Origin of the sequence: Flagellimonas halotolerans (assembly GCF_035818535.1) — a bacterium.
Taxonomy (GTDB): domain Bacteria; phylum Bacteroidota; class Bacteroidia; order Flavobacteriales; family Flavobacteriaceae; genus Flagellimonas; species Flagellimonas halotolerans.
On sequence record NZ_JAYKYV010000007.1, the window covers coordinates 204,073 to 221,114 of the forward strand.

At 40.9% G+C, this 17,042-nt stretch carries 19 protein-coding genes; 12 read left to right on the plus strand and 7 right to left on the minus strand.

Features of this window, described 5'->3' with window-relative positions:
* The first annotated feature begins 55 nt into the window (after positions 1–55).
* Positions 56–709 carry a DUF2461 domain-containing protein gene (locus tag VM932_RS10550; RefSeq protein WP_326278770.1) on the plus strand — a complete coding sequence of 218 codons (654 nt, stop codon included), beginning with the start codon at positions 56–58 and terminating at the stop codon, positions 707–709.
* Here VM932_RS10550 and VM932_RS10555 read toward each other — a convergent pair.
* Positions 706–2,262: a M81 family metallopeptidase gene (locus VM932_RS10555; protein WP_326278771.1), complete on the minus strand. Its 1,557-nt coding sequence runs from the start codon at positions 2,260–2,262 to the stop codon at positions 706–708. The two genes, VM932_RS10550 and VM932_RS10555, sit on opposite strands and share 4 nt — an antisense overlap.
* 154 nt (positions 2,263–2,416) lie before the next feature.
* Between VM932_RS10555 and VM932_RS10560 the strand changes: the two genes are divergently transcribed.
* Complete coding sequence (locus VM932_RS10560; protein ID WP_428979732.1) at positions 2,417–2,980, plus strand: NUDIX domain-containing protein; 564 nt, start codon at positions 2,417–2,419, stop codon at positions 2,978–2,980.
* Here VM932_RS10560 and VM932_RS10565 read toward each other — a convergent pair.
* Positions 2,974–4,257, minus strand: a complete 1,284-nt coding sequence (locus tag VM932_RS10565; protein ID WP_326278773.1) for a D-alanyl-D-alanine carboxypeptidase — start codon at positions 4,255–4,257, stop codon at positions 2,974–2,976. The genes VM932_RS10560 and VM932_RS10565 overlap by 7 nt on opposite strands.
* Before the next feature lie 121 nt (positions 4,258–4,378).
* Between VM932_RS10565 and VM932_RS10570 the strand changes: the two genes are divergently transcribed.
* Positions 4,379–4,576: a hypothetical protein gene (locus VM932_RS10570; protein WP_293164260.1), complete on the plus strand. Its 198-nt coding sequence runs from the start codon at positions 4,379–4,381 to the stop codon at positions 4,574–4,576.
* A gap of 33 nt (positions 4,577–4,609) precedes the next feature.
* Here VM932_RS10570 and VM932_RS10575 read toward each other — a convergent pair whose 3' ends face one another.
* Positions 4,610–5,551, minus strand: coding sequence for a LysR substrate-binding domain-containing protein (locus tag VM932_RS10575; protein WP_326278774.1), 942 nt, complete (start codon positions 5,549–5,551; stop codon positions 4,610–4,612).
* Positions 5,552–5,693: 142 nt separating this feature from the next.
* A complete protein-coding gene (locus VM932_RS10580; protein ID WP_326278775.1) occupies positions 5,694–6,113 on the minus strand; it encodes a DUF2141 domain-containing protein in 420 nt (139 codons plus the stop codon).
* A gap of 213 nt (positions 6,114–6,326) precedes the next feature.
* On the opposite strand from VM932_RS10580, the gene VM932_RS10585 reads away from it, so the two are divergent.
* The gene (locus tag VM932_RS10585) at positions 6,327–8,489 is read left to right on the plus strand and encodes a TonB-dependent receptor (RefSeq protein WP_326278776.1); all 2,163 of its coding nucleotides are present in this window, start codon (positions 6,327–6,329) and stop codon (positions 8,487–8,489) included.
* A gap of 1 nt (position 8,490) precedes the next feature.
* Here VM932_RS10585 and VM932_RS10590 read toward each other — a convergent pair whose 3' ends face one another.
* Both VM932_RS10590 and VM932_RS10595 read right to left on the minus strand, forming a co-directional pair.
* Positions 8,491–8,913, minus strand: coding sequence for a DoxX family protein (locus VM932_RS10590; protein ID WP_326278777.1), 423 nt, complete (start codon positions 8,911–8,913; stop codon positions 8,491–8,493).
* 118 nt (positions 8,914–9,031) lie between these two features.
* Positions 9,032–9,511, minus strand: a complete 480-nt coding sequence (locus VM932_RS10595) for a GNAT family N-acetyltransferase (protein ID WP_326278778.1) — start codon at positions 9,509–9,511, stop codon at positions 9,032–9,034.
* Between the two features lie 270 nt (positions 9,512–9,781).
* On the opposite strand from VM932_RS10595, the gene VM932_RS10600 reads away from it, so the two are divergent.
* A complete protein-coding gene (locus VM932_RS10600) occupies positions 9,782–11,569 on the plus strand; it encodes a PorP/SprF family type IX secretion system membrane protein (RefSeq protein ID WP_326278779.1) in 1,788 nt (595 codons plus the stop codon).
* A gap of 4 nt (positions 11,570–11,573) precedes the next feature.
* On the opposite strand, the gene VM932_RS10605 is transcribed toward VM932_RS10600, so the two are convergent.
* The gene (locus tag VM932_RS10605) at positions 11,574–12,185 is read right to left on the minus strand and encodes an FMN-binding negative transcriptional regulator (RefSeq protein WP_326278780.1); all 612 of its coding nucleotides are present in this window, start codon (positions 12,183–12,185) and stop codon (positions 11,574–11,576) included.
* A gap of 309 nt (positions 12,186–12,494) precedes the next feature.
* On the opposite strand from VM932_RS10605, the gene VM932_RS10610 reads away from it, so the two are divergent.
* From VM932_RS10610 to VM932_RS10640, 7 genes are all read left to right on the plus strand, one after another.
* Complete coding sequence (locus VM932_RS10610; RefSeq protein ID WP_326278781.1) at positions 12,495–13,118, plus strand: tetratricopeptide repeat protein; 624 nt, start codon at positions 12,495–12,497, stop codon at positions 13,116–13,118.
* Positions 13,119–13,124: 6 nt separating this feature from the next.
* Positions 13,125–14,453 carry a 2TM domain-containing protein gene (locus VM932_RS10615; protein WP_326278782.1) on the plus strand — a complete coding sequence of 443 codons (1,329 nt, stop codon included), beginning with the start codon at positions 13,125–13,127 and terminating at the stop codon, positions 14,451–14,453.
* Between the two features lie 356 nt (positions 14,454–14,809).
* Positions 14,810–15,088, plus strand: a complete 279-nt coding sequence (locus VM932_RS10620; protein WP_326278783.1) for a 2TM domain-containing protein — start codon at positions 14,810–14,812, stop codon at positions 15,086–15,088.
* A gap of 44 nt (positions 15,089–15,132) precedes the next feature.
* Positions 15,133–15,435 carry a 2TM domain-containing protein gene (locus VM932_RS10625; RefSeq protein WP_239057419.1) on the plus strand — a complete coding sequence of 101 codons (303 nt, stop codon included), beginning with the start codon at positions 15,133–15,135 and terminating at the stop codon, positions 15,433–15,435.
* 2 nt (positions 15,436–15,437) lie between these two features.
* Complete coding sequence (locus VM932_RS10630; protein WP_326278784.1) at positions 15,438–15,743, plus strand: 2TM domain-containing protein; 306 nt, start codon at positions 15,438–15,440, stop codon at positions 15,741–15,743.
* A gap of 90 nt (positions 15,744–15,833) precedes the next feature.
* Positions 15,834–16,079, plus strand: coding sequence for a 2TM domain-containing protein (locus VM932_RS10635; RefSeq protein WP_326278792.1), 246 nt, complete (start codon positions 15,834–15,836; stop codon positions 16,077–16,079).
* An 86-nt stretch (positions 16,080–16,165) separates the two neighbouring features.
* Positions 16,166–16,921: a LytR/AlgR family response regulator transcription factor gene (locus VM932_RS10640; RefSeq protein WP_326278785.1), complete on the plus strand. Its 756-nt coding sequence runs from the start codon at positions 16,166–16,168 to the stop codon at positions 16,919–16,921.
* Positions 16,922–17,042: the final 121 nt, after the last annotated feature.

A 17,042-nucleotide genomic window follows, 5' to 3' on the forward strand; every position in this document is an offset into this window, starting at 1 on the left:
TCAGAAATCTGAATTCCGATATCTGGAGTCTGAAAAAATCACTTCTTTTGCGCATATGAATTTCAACGACCTGTTCCATTTTCTAGAAGAACTTCAAAAGAACAATAACAAAGAATGGATGGATGCGAACCGCAAATGGTACAAATCCCTTCGCAACGATTTTATCGCTTGGTTGGATGATTTGGATTTGACCATGGCACAACTCCATGACGATTATTACCCAACTCCAGGCAAAAAGGGCATCAACAGAATCAATAATAATTTAATGTTCCATCCGAATAAACCTATCTACAAAGACCATTTGGGTGCAGGGTTGGACAAAGCGCCCAATTCCGCCGATTTTTATATTGAAATTGGACTAAAACATTGCTTGTTGGCAGGCGGTCGATGGCGACCTGACTCCAAAACGCTTCGCAGTATCCGAGATGCCATTGATTATAATGGTGAGGAATTGCAGCAGATTCTGGACAAACCATCCTTCAAAAAAATGTTTGGCGGCTTATATGAGGACGAGAAATTGGTGTCATCCCCCAAAGGGTTTTCCAACGACCATCCGCATATTGAATTGTTGCGCAACAAAACCTTCGCGGTGGAGTACAAACTGACAAAAGCAGACGTGCTGAATCCTGATTTCAAAGAAAAAATCGTCGAGGTTTACAAAGAGATGCTTCCCTTTCGACAATATTTAAACCAAGCGGTTACCGTTTAGTCCAGCTCATCTGAAGCCTTGATCAATCGGGCAGAAAGATCGGGACGCTCCATATCGGGGTCGTATGGGAACATGGGTCTAATGATTCTTTTATGGCCCAAACGTTCCAAATCTTGGTCCACGCCACCTGGGGTCAAGGCCATGACCCAATCTCCTCGCATATTGTAAAGTTCTGGAACCAAATACCCAATTTTAATTACTATAATATCCGTTTCACTGGGGGTAAGCCCCAAATCGGTAAAATCGGATTTTCTGTGGTAGGGTTTCCTCTTTTTGGTCACAATCACATGGGCATTGTCCACTTTCACCACAACCTCGGTTTCTGCATGTACATCGCCATGTTTTATGGCAGTAACTTCTCCCGTTAACATAAGGGGTGGAGCATATCTATCGTCAATCTCGGCACCAACAGGGGCGCTGACTTTCCCTCCAACACCCACTTTTACGGCTTCTTCTACCAATTTAGGGCCTGGGATTGAGGCATAAATCAAAGATTTGCCATCTGTTTTATGAAACTCCTCCCTTTTTAAGAGTTCCGTCAAGGTCCAAGTAACATCACCTGCACCGCCAGCGGTAGGGTTGTCGCCCATATCACTGATCATAAATGGTTTTTTGTCACTGGCAAGGGCAAGTTCCAATGCTTCTTCGTAAGATTTTGTCAGGGCGACGAATTCAAATTCGTTACGGACATCCCAAAAGCTATTGGCCAACTTTTCAGCACCTTCGGTTACTTGCTTTTTATCATCCCCTATAGCCATAACCACGGCGTGGTTTCGGGGTTCATCGGCCCATGCGTAGCCAATCCAAATAGCTGCATCGATCACACCTTCTTGTTGCTCCACTTCGGGAACTTGGGCATACAGACTTTTTCCGGGTTCCACGCGGGTGCTGGTTTTTTCTCCCGGCAATAGGATGGGTACGGGAACCCAGGCTTTGTATTTTGGCTTGCCCTTACCGTTTTCGAGTCGGGACACCAAGTTTTCAACGGCTCGCCTTCTGGATTCTGTGGCATCTTCATGGGGTGCCATGCGGTAACAGGTAATCAAGTCGGAGTGCCGCGCCAAACGTTTGGATACATTTCCGTGGAGATCCATGGAGGTCGAAATCAACACATCGGTCCCCACAACTTCTCGAATACGTTTGATGAGGTCACCTTCCGGGTCGTCCAAGCCCACCACACTCATGGCTCCATGAATGTCAAAGAAAAGGCCGTCGTACGGCATGTTTTCTTCCAACATCGTCAATGTTTTGCCCACCAAGGATTCGTAGGCTTCACGGGTAACCGTGCCTCCCGGCAATGATTTCCCCACTAAAGTGGGAACCCATTCGGCTCGTTTCCTCAAAGATGAATCCGCTTCCATAAACGGATAGCGATTAAATATGGAATCTCCGATTTTGGGGTGAAACGCTTCTTTATGGGTAAGGGCTGGCGAAAACGTACTGGACTCAATTCCAAGGCCGGCAATAGCGATTCGGGGCAGTTTTTTTTCGGTGGCTTTATCACAACTTATTAGAATAGCAAAAAGTAATAGAAGGAGTAAGGGGTTACGCATAATATTGGGTTTGGTCGGTTTTCATCAAAAAACATAAATATCGACATAATAATATTGATGTCAAAAGTGATTGCAGTAATTCAGGATGATAAGTGGATAAGCTTGTATATTTAACCAAAACTTTTTCATTTTGGCTAGCAACAGAATCAGAAATATGCAGCGGGAACTACTATCGGACAACTGGTATTCCCTTGAGAAAATAACTTTTGAATATTTACGGGACGATGGCGTTTGGGAAAAACAAATCCGAGAAGCATACGACCGTGGCAATGGTGCCGCCATACTCCTTTATAATGTTGAAAAAAGAAAGGTTGTGCTTACCAAACAGTTTCGTATGCCCACGTATGTGAACGGTAATGATGATGGGATGATGATCGAGGTATGTGCGGGACTTTTGGAAAAGGGCAATGCCGAAGAGACCATTAAAATGGAAGTAGAGGAGGAGACGGGTTATAAAATTGATAAGGTGGAAAAGGTTTTTGAAGCCTACATGTCACCCGGTTCGGTAACGGAAATCCTTCATTTTTTTGTTGGGGAGTATAAAGATGCCATGAAAGTAAGCGATGGCGGCGGCGCGGCGGATGAAACCGAAAATATTGAGGTGTTGGAACTTGATTTTAAAAAAGCCATTGCCATGATGCAAAACGGTGAAATAAAAGATGCCAAGACCATAATGTTGTTACAATACGCCCAAGTCCAGGGAATTATGCATCAGTAATTTTCGTATAGATTCTTTAAGGTAGTATACATGGTTTCCCTTATCTCTGATGATGGCACCCGAAAATGATTGTTCATAAAACTAAAGATGAGCAATTTGCCCGATTTGGTCTTCACGTAGCCGCTCAAATTATAGTTGTTGCCCACGGAGCCCGATTTGGCAAATAGGAACGGCTCCGTTGTGTGGTCTTCCCATTCTTGGACCGTATTGTTGGGTCCCCACATCGGAAATATCCCAAAAAGACGTTCTTCCTGTACTTCTTCATATAGTTTTTGAAGAATTTGAACAAAGGAACGGGGCGTAAACAAATTATAACGGGAAAGTCCGGACCCATCTACCCAGCGCGGTTGATGTTCCAAGTCCTTTAAATGATTGTTCAACATAAAATCTATGGCTTTTTCGGTGCTCAAGGTATCGGATAGTGTGGCCGAGGCCGCCATTAATAATTGTTCTGCCAAAAAGTTATCGCTCTTAAAAAGCATACGCTTAAAAATAGAGTCGGTTTCTATTCCATACAAGGTTTGCTTCTCACCAGATGGAAAATGTGGGGTCAAGGCAATTTTTTTCCCAAGGGCTGTCTCAAGTAATTCTTTGGTCAAATTTTCACTGGCCATAAAAGGAATTTCCAAAGTGTCCTGTTCCGTAGAAGAGATATAAAACTTGTTGTGGAACTCTTTTCTTTTTAAAGTGGTGTCCTTGATTATGGTTTTATGGAAGAATGTTTTTGGAGAAACTTCCAATCCATTGTTGCTGGAAATGGTAGCTACGTTGCCGTAAAGGGGCAAAGTGGATTTTTCGGGCGAAAAATAAGTGTCGTAATCTTCCCAGGCCCAACCGGGCCCATAACGGGGTTCGCTATGATTTTTGGTGTAAAGGGCAATGGTCTCCTGATTTTTTAACCAAGCTATTGCTGTGCTGTCGTTAAAATAGGGGTGCAGCCATGATGGGTCACCGGTACCTTCAATAAATATCGTGTCTTGGGTCACTTTATACTTTAGGGTGGGAATGTATTTGGGAAGTAACTTTAGACCTGTATATAAAGTTACAATCTTTGTGTTGCTGGCAGGGGTAAAGTATTTGTCGCCATTGTGATTATAGATCTCTTCTTTAGTATTGGCATCAATAATTACAAGGCCATGGAAAGAATTTTTCAGGCTGTCGCCCTCAATATTCGAGTTCAGTGTTTTTTTGATGGGACTACATCCGGTCAATAAAAAAATGACGATAAAAACATTGAAAAACAGTGGTTTATATAATTTTACTTGTGATTGGCTCATATAGGCTCTTGGTCAATTTTAACAACAAGATATTCAATTTTTAACTGAAACTTAGGTTTTTTAAACGTGTTTTTCACTAATTTAGAACATAACCTTTTACATTCAATTTAATCAAATTATTATGCCTAGAGCTATGTTAGATTACACCAAAACAATCCTTCAAAAGGTGAGTTTTGATGTTAAACTCTTTGCTAGGGAACTTCAGAAAGCTATTTCTAGATTATTGCCAAGTGAAGTGGAAGAGCTTAGAATCTGGTTACAATTTTATCTTGTGGACAAGCCAGAGTTACAATCAACATTAGTATTATTAAAAGTATAAACACTAACTAAGAGCCGCTTTTTAGCGGCTCTTTTAATTTTTGGCCAAGGGGCTGATTATTTTCACATCCTGAAAAGCAATCGCACCACGGACTATGCTGGAAATAACCTCTCTTAAGGCATCGGTTATCTGTATTTTTAATTCGCTTTTATGGTAAATTAAACTTATCTCTCGCGCTGGGGTAGGTTTTTGAAAGGATTTTAGGTTTGTTCTCTTGTCCGTTTCTAAGTGTAGGGTGTTCAAGTAGGGCAATAGGGTCATTCCCATGCCTTCATCTGCCAAACTGACCAAGGTCTCAAAACTTCCGCTCTCAATTTTAAAATGGTCCCCATGCCGGTTTTTGGAGGCCTTACAAAGATTGATGACGCCTTCCCGAAAACAATGCCCATCTTGCAACAAAAGAATATCATTTACATCCAGATCATCCATCATTAACTCTTCCTGTGATCCCAAACGATGATTTTTTGGGACGTAACCTACAAATGGCTCATAATATAATGGACGTTCTTTGATAAACTCAATTTCTAGGGGTGTTGCAGCAATTCCAGCATCCAAATGACCGTCCAAAATATTCTTGATCATGGTTTGTGTGGATTGTTCCTTTATAATCAGGTTTACCTTAGGGTACTTTTTTATAAAAGCATTTAGGAACATGGGGAGCAATGTGGGCATTACCGTGGGTATTATCCCCAAGGTGTAATCTCCCCCAACATACCCTTTATCTTGATCAACAATGTCCTTTATTCGTTCTGCTTCGGCGACAATGTTCTTTGCTTGGGCTACAATTTTTTCTCCAACCTCGGTAATGGATATGGGTTTTTTGCCCCTGTCGAAAATGAGGACACCCAGTTCGTCCTCCAATTTTTGTACCTGCATGCTTAAGGTGGGTTGGGTAACAAAACTCTTTTCCGCGGCAAGGGTAAAGTTTTTGTGCTCGGCAACAGCTAACACATATTGAAGCTGGGTTATGGTCATTCAATTATAAGTTTAGGACATAAAAGTATAAAAAACCATTAGGTTAGTCTATAGAAAAGAAAGAATCCTAAAAGCAAGGGGAAATCAAAACAAAAAAACCTGCACGAAGCAGGCTTTTCAATGATTGATGATATTTTTTTGACTAAAACCGGATGTTCATTTCCAAATCCTCATCGCCAACGGTAAACTGGGCACTTTTAAAATCCGGTGGGCCCATGGTCATTTCGTTGCCGGACATCCCGTAGCTTTCCTTTGGCATCCCGTTGGACTGATAATCCATTCGGTTGTTTTCGTTGGCATCGTGCAGGGCCATAATGGCGTAGGTGCCTGGTATTACGTTGTTGAACTTTAAGATTACTTTTCCGTTTTCAATGGTACTTTCCAAGTTTTGTATGCCCGGGCCTTTCATAAAAGTTTCGGTGGTGTGCAGGCTGGCAAGTACTTTTCCTTCATCACTGGTTACGTTGTCGATGGTAACGGTAATAGCTACGTTGGTTTTTTCTTGCGCCATGGCAATAATGCTTACAAAGAGGAAACTTAAAGCTAGTGTAACAGTTTTCATACTATTTGTATTTGATGTTTTGTTTGCCCCAAAATTCTGGGAGAAGACTCTTATAAAATATTTCAATGGACCGAAATGTTGATTTTTTGGAGTGAATTGCAAAAGCAAATAGGCCATTTCAATTTAGTAGTAAAAAACTACAATTGGGTATTTCGTTTTGGTTTGGCAAAGGGTGGAAAGGGAGATTTGTGGCATCAATCAAAACGAACAGTCATGAAAATCTTCATCAATCTAATCACTTTATTAATGTGGACGGGAGCTGCTTTTGCCCAACAAGCCATTACGGGGAAAGTAACCGATGCTAAAAACACCCCCATCGAAGGTGCTAACATTTATCTGGAAGGTACCTACGATGGCGCTTCTTCGGATGCCGACGGCAATTTTAATTTTGAAACAACTGAAGAGGGAATGCAGACCTTGGTTGTTTCCATGTTGTCCTACGAGCCCCACTACGAGGCTGGCGATGTTTCCTATTTTAAGGATTTGCATATTAAGTTGGTAGCGTCCGTCAACTCTTTGTCGGGGGTCACTTTAACGGCCGGAACCTTTGAGGCGGGCGATAATTCCAAGGTTTCGGTACTTAAACCGTTGGATATTGTTACCACGGCAGGGGCAGCGGGCGATTTTGTGGCTGCTTTGCAAACACTGCCAGGAACCACAACGGTAAACGAGGACGGTCGTTTGTTTGTACGGGGAGGTACTGCAGGTGAAACGCAGGTCTTTATAGATGGTCTTCGTGTTTTTCAACCGTTCAACGCCACCCCCAATAATACACCTACCCGTGGCAGATTCTCACCATTTCTTTTCAAGGGAATTTCCTTTAGCACCGGAGGGTATTCGGCAGAGTATGGACAGGCATTGTCCAGTGTACTTTTGTTGAACACTGCGGATGTGCCGTTACAGGAGAAAACGGATATCTCCATAATGAGTGTTGGAGGTGGAGTGGGGCATACAAAGATTTGGGGCGACCAATCGCTCAGCATCAATACATCTTACATGAATCTTGCCCCTTATGAGGCTTTGATTCCATCAAACCAAGGTGTTCGTTGGGACAGTCCGTACGAATCCATTTCCGGTGAAGCTGTTTTTAGAAGCAAAGGAGAGATAAGTATGTTTAAACTGTACACGGGATTTAACCACACCAACTTGGACATTGGGCAGGAGGATATCAATTTTGATGATTATGTTCAGTTCCGTTTAAAGAACAACAACCTGTACTTTAATTCATCTTACAAATATTTTTTCGCTAACGATTGGAGTCTCACCTCTGGTGCTTCTATTGCATGGGACACCAATGATATTGGTATACAGGAAGACAAAGTCTATGCAAAAGAAACTTCATCACATATCAAGATAAAGGCACGTAAAAATTTTAGTAATCGGTATGATTTGAGTTTTGGGGCGGAATATTTCAATACCAATTATGACGAAAATTATACCGATGTTGATGTGGATGAGTTCAATAGTGGTTATAACGAAGGCTTATGGGCCGCTTTTGTAGAATCAGATATTTTCCTGAGCAACAAGTTCGCCATGAAGTTAGGTGTCCGGGGAACGCACTGCAGCTTGCTGGTTGGGTTTAAAGTATCGCCAAGGATGTCTTTGGCCTATAAGCCGGGAGAGGATGGGCAGTTTTCTTTGGCCTATGGCGATTTTTATCAGAGACCGCTTACCGAAGTGGTTAAGTTCACCCAAAATTTGGACATGGAGAAAGCATCGCACTATATCCTCAATTATCAATATATCAATAATGGAAAAACTTTTAGGACCGAGGTATATTATAAGGATTATGACCAGTTGGTAAAGTATGATACGGATGCACCACAGTTCAATTCCGACTACACCAATTTGGGAGGCGGGTACGCCAAGGGCATCGATGTTTTTTGGAGAGATAGCAAGAGCATTGAGCATTTAGATTACTGGGCTTCCTACTCTTACTTGGACACCAAGAGGGACTACAGAAACTTTCCCGAGAAAGCCACTCCTAACTTTGCGCCAAAACATAATGTATCATTGGTCACCAAATATTGGGTGGATAAGCTAAGATCCCAAGTCGGACTTTCTTATTCGTTCGGTTCCGGAAGGCCGTACCATAACCCCAATACATCTGGTTTTATGACGGAAGAGACAAAGTCTTATAACAATCTCAGCTTCAATTGGGCCTATCTTATCAACCAACAAAAGATTTTGTATTTCTCGGTGAGCAATCTATTGAGTTTTAATAATGTGAGCAATTATCAATATGCAGAAGTTCCGGATGCCAACGGAGTGTTCAATAGAAGAGCAATAACCCCACCGGCCGACAGTTTCTTCTTTGTTGGATTTTTCTGGACCATAAGCTCGGATGGCAAGAGCAACCAGCTGGACAATTTATAGGCTATTGCTGCATTTTAAGGTAATAATCCACGGAATGTTTCCCAGAACCATAAACAATAAAGAAGAGGGTAGCTAATAAAACAATGGTGGCCAACATGAGGTTGTTGGTGTCCATTTCGCCCAAAAAATTAGTAAGAACGGCACCCAAAAGTATGGGAAGCTGAGCAATGCAGGCCCATCTAGTCAGCAATCCTACAACTATAAGAATACCACCAACAAAATGAGCGGGAGCTATATAATGCAGAATGAACATTCCCCCCGGTACTCCTTCAAAAGGACGAGCCATTCGCTCCATTTCCGTAAAATTGGTCATAAACTCGATTCCCTTGACAAAAAAGATGATGCCAAGCATAACTCTGATCAAGTCCAAAAGGAGATACGTATGCGCATTTGCCCATTTATTGAGCGATTTTATTAGAGCCATGGCAATGAGGTTTAAGGTTTGACACTATAAGATACTCATTTTTAATGATATAGTAAATAGGTGGTCGTTTAAAACCTTGTAAAATTGTAAGACAGTTACAAACCTAGCATGGGCTGTACTAGGCAGTGGTTATTGTCAGCTCCATTTGAATATCGCTACGGGCGTAGGGTGACGAAATTTTGGTCATTTCTTTAAAACCTAATTTTTTGTAAAGCGATAGGGCCGGGGTCAATTTTCTATTGCTTTCCAGAAATATTTTTTTGGCTCCCAACTCTTTGGCTTTATCAATAATGTGCTGTCCCAACAATTTGCCTATACCTTTGCCTTGTGCTTTAGGTGAGACGCCCATTTTAGACAGTTCAAAATCGTAACCATCATATTGGCAAGGAATTAAAGCACAAACCCCCACCGGTTCTCTATTTATTAAAGCAACCGCAATATATCCACCCTTGTCCAAAATATATTCTTTGGGATGGTGGAGTGCAACTCGGTCCATTTCCTCCATCTGAAAATATTTGGTAATCCATTCCTCATTTAGGCTCCTAAAAGCATCTTTATAAGTTTCAGAATAGGGGATAATGGTGAAAGACGCATCCATGCGAAGGGATATTTTGAATTTTATTGTCAAAAATAAATTTAATCCCAGAACATTTTATAAACTGAAATTCAATTTTTATGAATTCAAACTGCTTATCTATCAATCCAATAGACCGTTCAACGAAAAAATTACCTGTTGGGCGATAAAATATGTAGATTTACATTAAATTAGTCTTAAAATTCTTACAAGTCCCAAATCTTGCTGAATGACAATAGTAAAAACATATTAGCCTGACCAATCAGGAAATTAACCTACAAATTCCAATCGGCTATGGAGATAAAAATACCCCCGTTTCCCCAAATCACATTTCCGCCCCAATTTGAACGCTATGTTTATGCGTTATTGATTTTTGTTTTTCTGGGTTTCCCGTTACAGGCCCAAGAAGAAAGTAACCCCTATGTTAGTTACGATGTACCATTTCAGAATTTGTTGAAGTTCAACCGTTTTTTGATCAATCCTACCTTTTCATCAATACGTGAGGACAAATCATACGTAAACTTCTTTCATCGGAGCCAAAGTGCTGATTTTGATAACAACCGCCAAAATTATTTTTTGAGTTACAGCGGTAGGTTAAACGATAGGGTTGGACTCGGGTTTAGCCTCTACAACCAGCAAGAAGGAGTCATTTCCAATTTAGGAGTCATGGCCAATTATTCCCACGGTATCCAGTTGGGAGAAGAGAGTAGCTTAACCTTTGGGGTGAATATCCCTTACTATGTAACTGGCTATGATCCTAGTAGAGCGGTAACTCAGGGAGAAGATCCCATTTTGATGGAAGCTGAGGAAAGCTCTGTAATATCGTTTCAGCCAGGCCTTAACCTTAGTTTGGGCAAATTCGACTTTGGAGTGTTCGCCCAAAATTTGGTGGATTATAATTTAAGGTCAGGAAAATCCCTGAGCAACCTAAATCAAAAAACCTTTTCAGGTCATGTACAGTTTGTTAAGGAGTTGGAAAATGGAAGAGGTGTTTTTGAGGATGGGAGATTAATGCCCCTGGCACGAGCACGATTTGAAGGGAGTGAAGACCCTATCTTTGGAGGAGGGATTATTTTGGATCTTCCCAAATTGGGTTGGATTCAAGGTGGATACGACCAATTTTATGGTGCATCGGCCGGTACTGGATTCAATTTGAACCAACGATTGTCCTTTGGCTATAATTTTGAAAAAAGCTTGAACAGTAGCATTGCCAACCTTGGTGTAACCCACGAAATTTCAATTGCTTACTCTTTTGTTCCCAATCTTTCCAAAAACACATTTGTTTCCAATGACGATGAAACAAAAAAAGCGATTGAAAATACGGCAGTCGCCGAAGCAAGTGATGAAACCGAAAAAGCGAAGCAACTTGGTAGACTGGATGAAGAAACCACTTTGCGCCCTTCCAATAAAGAGGACAGGGCCTATTGGGAGGAGCGTATTGCGCAATTGCAGGAGCGGCAAGAAGATAGTTACGCTGTAATTGACGAGCTCCTTTACAAAATAGATTCCATGAAACAGAGTAGGGAACAGGAAATGGAAAAACGTTTCGAGATGGTTATGCGAATTGTGAAAAGGCACAACGGAGATGAGATTCCCGATATTGAAACCAAAGCCCAAAAGCTGTACTTGGCGGACAACAAGGATTTGGACTCCGTTTTCAATGAAATTGAAACTTCGACTGCGCAGGCTCTTGCAGATAACTCCAAATCCGTCACCAAACAATCCAATAAGAAAAGTGAGGGTTCTTTTCATGGAGGAGCGTTTAAGCCCATTGAAAAATATATTGACCTTGATGGGGTAGGGAAAGGGCACTATATTGTGGCCAACGTTTTCAAAAATGAGACCTACCTAAAAACCTTTATGAAAGAACTGAAAAGCAAGGGATTGCAGGCACAATACTTCAAGAATCCTGATAACGGTCTCAATTATGTTTACTTGGCAAAGTATGAAGATAGCGAAACGGCCCATGCTGCCTATCAATCAATGATGAGAGGTAAGTATCAGGACGAAATTTGGATCATGCATGTTGAGAATCCAAAGTATTCCAATTGGGCAGATACTAACTTTGAAGATATCGAATAACCCACTAAGAGGTTTTACCTTTCATGTGCTGGGCAATGCCTTGACTTCCCGGGTCTGGACGTTCCTCAAGCTCATATATTATTTTGTGGTGGTCATTGGTTCGGGTCTGGGATAGTTTGTAAGTAGCCTGTATATCCGATACCTCCACTTTAAAACCCACGACTCCTTTTACTTGGTGCAAGGTTTTTGGGGATAAGTTTTTAAGAGAAATCGGGTTTTTGGAAGCTTTCTCGTACTTGTCCACCAATCTGTGCATGGATTGCATGGTTTCCTCTTCGTTCAAAATCTTTAAGTTCCCATACACATGCACCGCTATATAGTTCCAAGTAGGTACTTCCTCCTCTTTATACCAAGAAGATGAAACATAGGCATGCGGGCCATTAAAAATGCACAGAACTTCTGCTTCGTCCGAAAAATTTTTCCATTGGGGATTTGCTTTGGCAATGTGCCCCACCAAAATATCATTCCCGTTTTCGTCGGTCTCCAGTTCCAAAGGAATATGGGTGCCCCACGGTTTATTGTCAACAATATTGATTAAGATGGCAAAGCTGTTGTTTACCAGAAAACCTTTGATTTCCTCAATGTTTTGATTGTTGTAGTGGGGTGGAATGTACATGGATTGCTTCAATTTTTAACCGTTTGCTAAAGTATAAATAATCAACTACCTAGAGGCAAGCCCACGAGGTATTCAAACGAAAAAAGGTCAATTTATTTCGATGTAGAGCGTCGCTAATAAAACCCTCAACCAGGGATTAAACGAGCTTTTTAAAACATAAGCGCATTACAATCCATCTCCAAATATGTACAGTTCGGTAATCCTTCTTTTTAAAATTGTAGTTCCTGATTCATTTTTGTGGCATCAATAATCAATGCGCAGTCAAGATGAGAGATACTCAGTCAAGCTGAGCATAAATAAGCGACAGTCATGAAAAATCTGATTTTATCAATCTTATTAATGGGAGCCACCTTTGTCAACGCACAAGACCGTTACGCAAAGGGTATGGAAAAGGCATTTGAATTATGGCAAGACCAAAAGATGGTGGAAGCATCAAACCTTTTTGAACGAATAGCCACAGCGGAACCGGACAATTGGTTGCCGTATTACTATGTTTCTCAAATAAACACCATAATCTCATTCGGGGAAAAGGATGAAGAAAAACTAGGAAAACAGCTCGAAAAAGCCAAAGAATTTATAGATGTGGCCAAAGCCATTTCACCAAATAACCCTGAGATATTGATTCAGGAAGCACTCATCAATACAGCTTGGATTGCCTTTGATGGTGTCACATATGGGATGACACTGTCACAAAAAAATGCACAACTCTATCAAAAAGCAATGGAACTGGCCCCTAACAACCCCCGGGTTATCCTTTCCAAGGCAGAGTGGGATATGGGATCGGCAAGATACTTTGGCAAGGACACTGTACCCTATTGTAAGGATGTGGAAAGAGCCTTGGAACTTTTTGCTACCTTTAAATCCGAAACACCGTTTTACCCTACTTGGGGAGAAGAAAGAGCGAAAGAGGTTTTGGCGAACTGTGGTAAATAGAAAAGGATGAAACTCTTAATAAGGGAACTTGTAAGGGCGTTTTTAGTGGGGGTGGCCATTTACATGGTCTTACTCATTATTTTCTTTGTTAAGGGGTGGGACCTTACTTTTCAAGAGCTTTGGACAGAGTTTTGGGAGAGTATGGTTTTTTCTGTGATCATTTATATGCTCAACTCTGCGTCCTTTATCATTTTGATGCGGAAGTATGATAAACGACTTTTTACAAAAAAATATATAGGCTATGGTTTTTTGGGCAATGTTATAGCCTCGATTATCGGAATTGGTATTTCCAGGTTTGTCCTGGGGGTGCTGGTATATAAAAAATCAATAGATCAATTTTTGGCAGAAGAGCGCACGGAGTATTATGTAAGCTCTTTTTTAATTTCCATGGCAGTGGCCGTTTTGTTCTATGCTGCTTATTACTACAAATATTACAAAGAGAAGCAGGTAAAAGAACAGAAGATCATAGCAGGATCGGCATCTGCCCGTTTCGATGCTTTAAAAAACCAGTTGGACCCCCATTTTTTGTTCAATAGCCTCAATGTTTTAACCAGTTTGATAGATGAAGACCCACATCAGGCCCAAAACTTTACAACATCACTGTCCAAGGTTTATAGGTATGTGCTGGAGCAGAAAAATAAGGACCTGGTTACCGTGGATGAAGAACTGAAATTCGCCAAAACCTACGTAAGACTTCTAAAAATGCGTTTCGAGGATAGCATCATCTTCGATATTCCGGATAGCTGTTCCCAACCTGAAGCTAAAATTGTGCCGCTGTCCCTACAACTATTGCTGGAAAATGCCGTAAAACATAATGTGGTCACTTCATCCAGGCCGTTGCACATCAAGGTTTTTGAACAACAAGGCATGTTGGTTGTCAGCAATAACCTTCAGGAAAAACAAGTGGTGAAAAAAAGTAGCGGGGTCGGATTACAGAATATAAAGCAACGCTACCGTATTTTAACCGACCGTGAAATGGTTGTTAAAAAAACACAGTCGGATTTTAGTGTGTTTCTGCCCATGCTCACCCAAAAATATACCGTATTGGAGACCCAAGAGAGTTATATTGAAGAAAAGCGGTACGTAAAGGCCAAAGAGCGGGTAAAGGCAATTAAGGAATTTTACGGCAATCTTATGGCCTATTGTGTTGTGATTCCCTTTTTGTGGTGGCTCAATTTTAGAACAACGGATTTTCTTTGGGCATTTTTTCCAACATTTGGCTGGGGGTTCGGTGTGCTTGTCCATGGGATGGAAGCCTTCGGTTATAACCCACTTTGGGGCAAGCGCTGGGAAGAGCGCAAGATTAGAGAGCTTATGGATAAGGATGATTTTTAGAATTTAGATGTCGGATGTCGGATGTCGGATGTCGGATGTCAGTTCGAGCTGTCATCCTGAGCGCCCGCCTGTCGGACGGGCAGGCAGTCGAATGGGCAGTCGAAAACTCTTGCTTGGCTAAGTTCAAGCTCAAGTGTCAAGTCCAAGCATCAAGCTCAAGTTCAGGTATCAAGTTCAATTAAAATGGTTTCGTGTAGTTTTCATCAAACCTTTTTGCCTGCTCTTCCAAACCCAAAACCTTAAACCCCAACACCACAATTCATCCCAATAAATGTATAGTTCAGGAATTCATTTTTCATTAAGGGAGTTGCTATGCCGAATTTAGCAGTGTAATCAAAAATCAAAACCGAACAGTCATGGAAAACACAACAGAACTTCGATATGCCAAAGCCAAGGAGAAGGTGGAATGCATCAAATCTTTTTACTACAATCTTACAGCTTACCTAATTGTGATTCCTTTACTGGGATATATCAATTATAGCACTACAAGTTTCCCATGGATTATTTTTCCGGCCGTGGGATGGGGTCTCGGACTAATAGGTCACTGGATGTCGGCTTACGGACACAATCCCCTTTTTGGAAAAGAATGGGAAGAGCGTAAGATTCAGGAACTTATGAACGATAAAGAATTTTAATAATGAGTATTTTTAACTGCAACATCACATCAAATTCGAATACCATGGAAAATACCGATAAAGAAAACAAGTACATGCGGGCAAGGGAGCGCGTGGACGAGCTTAAAAAGTTTTACGGAAACCTGACTTCCTATGTTTTGGTAATCTCAGGATTGGCGCTGATCAATTATTTTACCACCGGTTTTGGCTATATGTGGTTTTTGTGGGCCGCTTTTGGGTGGGGTATCGGTATTGTTTTTCATGCCATTAAAACTTTTGACCTTAACCCTTTTTTTGGAAAACAATGGGAAAAGCGCAAGATAGAGAAGATTATGCGCGATGAAGAACAGAACAATAAATGGAAATAATCATGGAAAACTTTAATAAGGAAAAATACAATAAAGCCAAGAAAAGAGTTGAAGAACTAAAAGGCTTTTATATACACTTGGCCATTTATGTGGTAATAAACACCTTTATTTTGATCAATATCTCCCTAAGGTCAGATAGTTTTTGGCAATGGGAACATTTTATCACATTGGTAGCTTGGGGGGTGGGAGTGTTGTTCCATGCATCCAGAACCTTTGGGTTCAACCCCATGTTGGGCAAGGATTGGGAAGAGCGTCAAATCCAAAAATATATGGATGAGGATAAAGAGGAAATGAACAAGTACAAGTAAAATAATGACAGATAGAGACATGGCCAGAGAGGCCGCTAACAAGCGAGTTCAGGAACTCAAAGGCTATTATAGGCATATCGCATATTTGTAATCGTAAACGGTACTTTGTTGTTGCTCAAATTGGGTGTCCTGACGTCCTTTTTACCCGAGACATTTCCAAAGGAATCCTATTACTACGATTGGATCAATGCCAATATCCTGATATGGGGAGTGATTTTGGCCGTCCATTCAATCATTGTATTGCGACACAGGTTCACTTTTTTCAAAAAATGGGAAGAAAGACAGATTCAAAAATATATGGACGAGGACAAAGATCATGTTGATAAATACAGATAAGAAAATAATAGGTAGAAAGTCAGTTGTTATATTTTAGAGAGCAGTAGGCAATAAAGTATCTAACCAAAAAACAATTAACGTAAAAAATGAATGTCCTGATCATTGAAGACGAAAAACCAGCGGCAAGACGATTGTCCAGATTGCTTTCGGAATTGCAAATTGAGGTCTCCACCATGTTGCATTCCGTTGAAGATTCCATTGCTTGGTTTCAAGATAATCCCCACCCCGATTTAATCTTTTTGGACATTCAATTATCCGATGGGCTTTCGTTCGAAATTTTTGATGCGATCGAGGTGAAAAGTGCCATCATTTTTACCACCGCTTATGACGAATATGCGCTCCAAGCTTTTAAGTTAAATAGCATTGATTATTTACTGAAACCAATAGACGAAGAAGAGCTGGAAAGTGCGGTGAAAAAGTATCAAAATTTTAAGCCCGAAAATCGTAGAATACCGATTGATTTTAACGACATAAAAAATCTTTTGATTAACCCTTTGGAGAGGGAATACAAAAAACGATTTACGGCCAAGGTCGGACAACATTTAAAAATTATAAACGCCGATGATGTGGAATGTTTTTATAGCGAAAACAAAGGAACCTATGCGGCAACTTCGGATGGAAGAAATTATTTGTTGGACACTACTTTGGAACAGTTGGAGGAGGAGTTGGAGCCTCAGACATTTTTTAGGGTGAGCCGAAAGTTTTATGTGAATATCAACCACGTAGGAGACATCATTTCATATACCAATTCAAGGCTTCAAATCAAGCTGAACCGATTTAATGAGCATGATATTATTGTAAGTAGAGAGCGCGTTAGAGACTTTAAGTTATGGTTAGAGTAACAATATTTAAATAGCTGGTTATCAAATATTAAAATAATTTAAAAAGGCACGTTCAGAAGTAGTGTAATTATTTGATTATCAGATTATTAATTCGTATATTTAGGTATAACAAAACCCCGAA

Excerpts from the sequence above, each read along its gene's own strand:
- VM932_RS10550 (WP_326278770.1), top strand. The coding sequence starts at position 56 with ATGAATTTCAACGACCTGTTCCATTTTCTAGAAGAACTTCAAAAGAAC.
- VM932_RS10555 (WP_326278771.1), bottom strand. The coding sequence starts at position 2,262 with ATGCGTAACCCCTTACTCCTTCTATTACTTTTTGCTATTCTAATAAGT.
- VM932_RS10560 (WP_428979732.1), top strand. The coding sequence starts at position 2,417 with ATGCAGCGGGAACTACTATCGGACAACTGGTATTCCCTTGAGAAAATA.
- VM932_RS10565 (WP_326278773.1), bottom strand. The coding sequence starts at position 4,257 with ATGAGCCAATCACAAGTAAAATTATATAAACCACTGTTTTTCAATGTT.
- VM932_RS10570 (WP_293164260.1), top strand. The coding sequence starts at position 4,379 with ATGCCTAGAGCTATGTTAGATTACACCAAAACAATCCTTCAAAAGGTG.
- VM932_RS10575 (WP_326278774.1), bottom strand. The coding sequence starts at position 5,551 with ATGACCATAACCCAGCTTCAATATGTGTTAGCTGTTGCCGAGCACAAA.
- VM932_RS10580 (WP_326278775.1), bottom strand. The coding sequence starts at position 6,113 with ATGAAAACTGTTACACTAGCTTTAAGTTTCCTCTTTGTAAGCATTATT.
- VM932_RS10585 (WP_326278776.1), top strand. The coding sequence starts at position 6,327 with ATGAAAATCTTCATCAATCTAATCACTTTATTAATGTGGACGGGAGCT.
- VM932_RS10590 (WP_326278777.1), bottom strand. The coding sequence starts at position 8,913 with ATGGCTCTAATAAAATCGCTCAATAAATGGGCAAATGCGCATACGTAT.
- VM932_RS10595 (WP_326278778.1), bottom strand. The coding sequence starts at position 9,511 with ATGGATGCGTCTTTCACCATTATCCCCTATTCTGAAACTTATAAAGAT.
- VM932_RS10600 (WP_326278779.1), top strand. The coding sequence starts at position 9,782 with ATGGAGATAAAAATACCCCCGTTTCCCCAAATCACATTTCCGCCCCAA.
- VM932_RS10605 (WP_326278780.1), bottom strand. The coding sequence starts at position 12,185 with ATGTACATTCCACCCCACTACAACAATCAAAACATTGAGGAAATCAAA.
- VM932_RS10610 (WP_326278781.1), top strand. The coding sequence starts at position 12,495 with ATGAAAAATCTGATTTTATCAATCTTATTAATGGGAGCCACCTTTGTC.
- VM932_RS10615 (WP_326278782.1), top strand. The coding sequence starts at position 13,125 with ATGAAACTCTTAATAAGGGAACTTGTAAGGGCGTTTTTAGTGGGGGTG.
- VM932_RS10620 (WP_326278783.1), top strand. The coding sequence starts at position 14,810 with ATGGAAAACACAACAGAACTTCGATATGCCAAAGCCAAGGAGAAGGTG.
- VM932_RS10625 (WP_239057419.1), top strand. The coding sequence starts at position 15,133 with ATGGAAAATACCGATAAAGAAAACAAGTACATGCGGGCAAGGGAGCGC.
- VM932_RS10630 (WP_326278784.1), top strand. The coding sequence starts at position 15,438 with ATGGAAAACTTTAATAAGGAAAAATACAATAAAGCCAAGAAAAGAGTT.
- VM932_RS10640 (WP_326278785.1), top strand. The coding sequence starts at position 16,166 with ATGAATGTCCTGATCATTGAAGACGAAAAACCAGCGGCAAGACGATTG.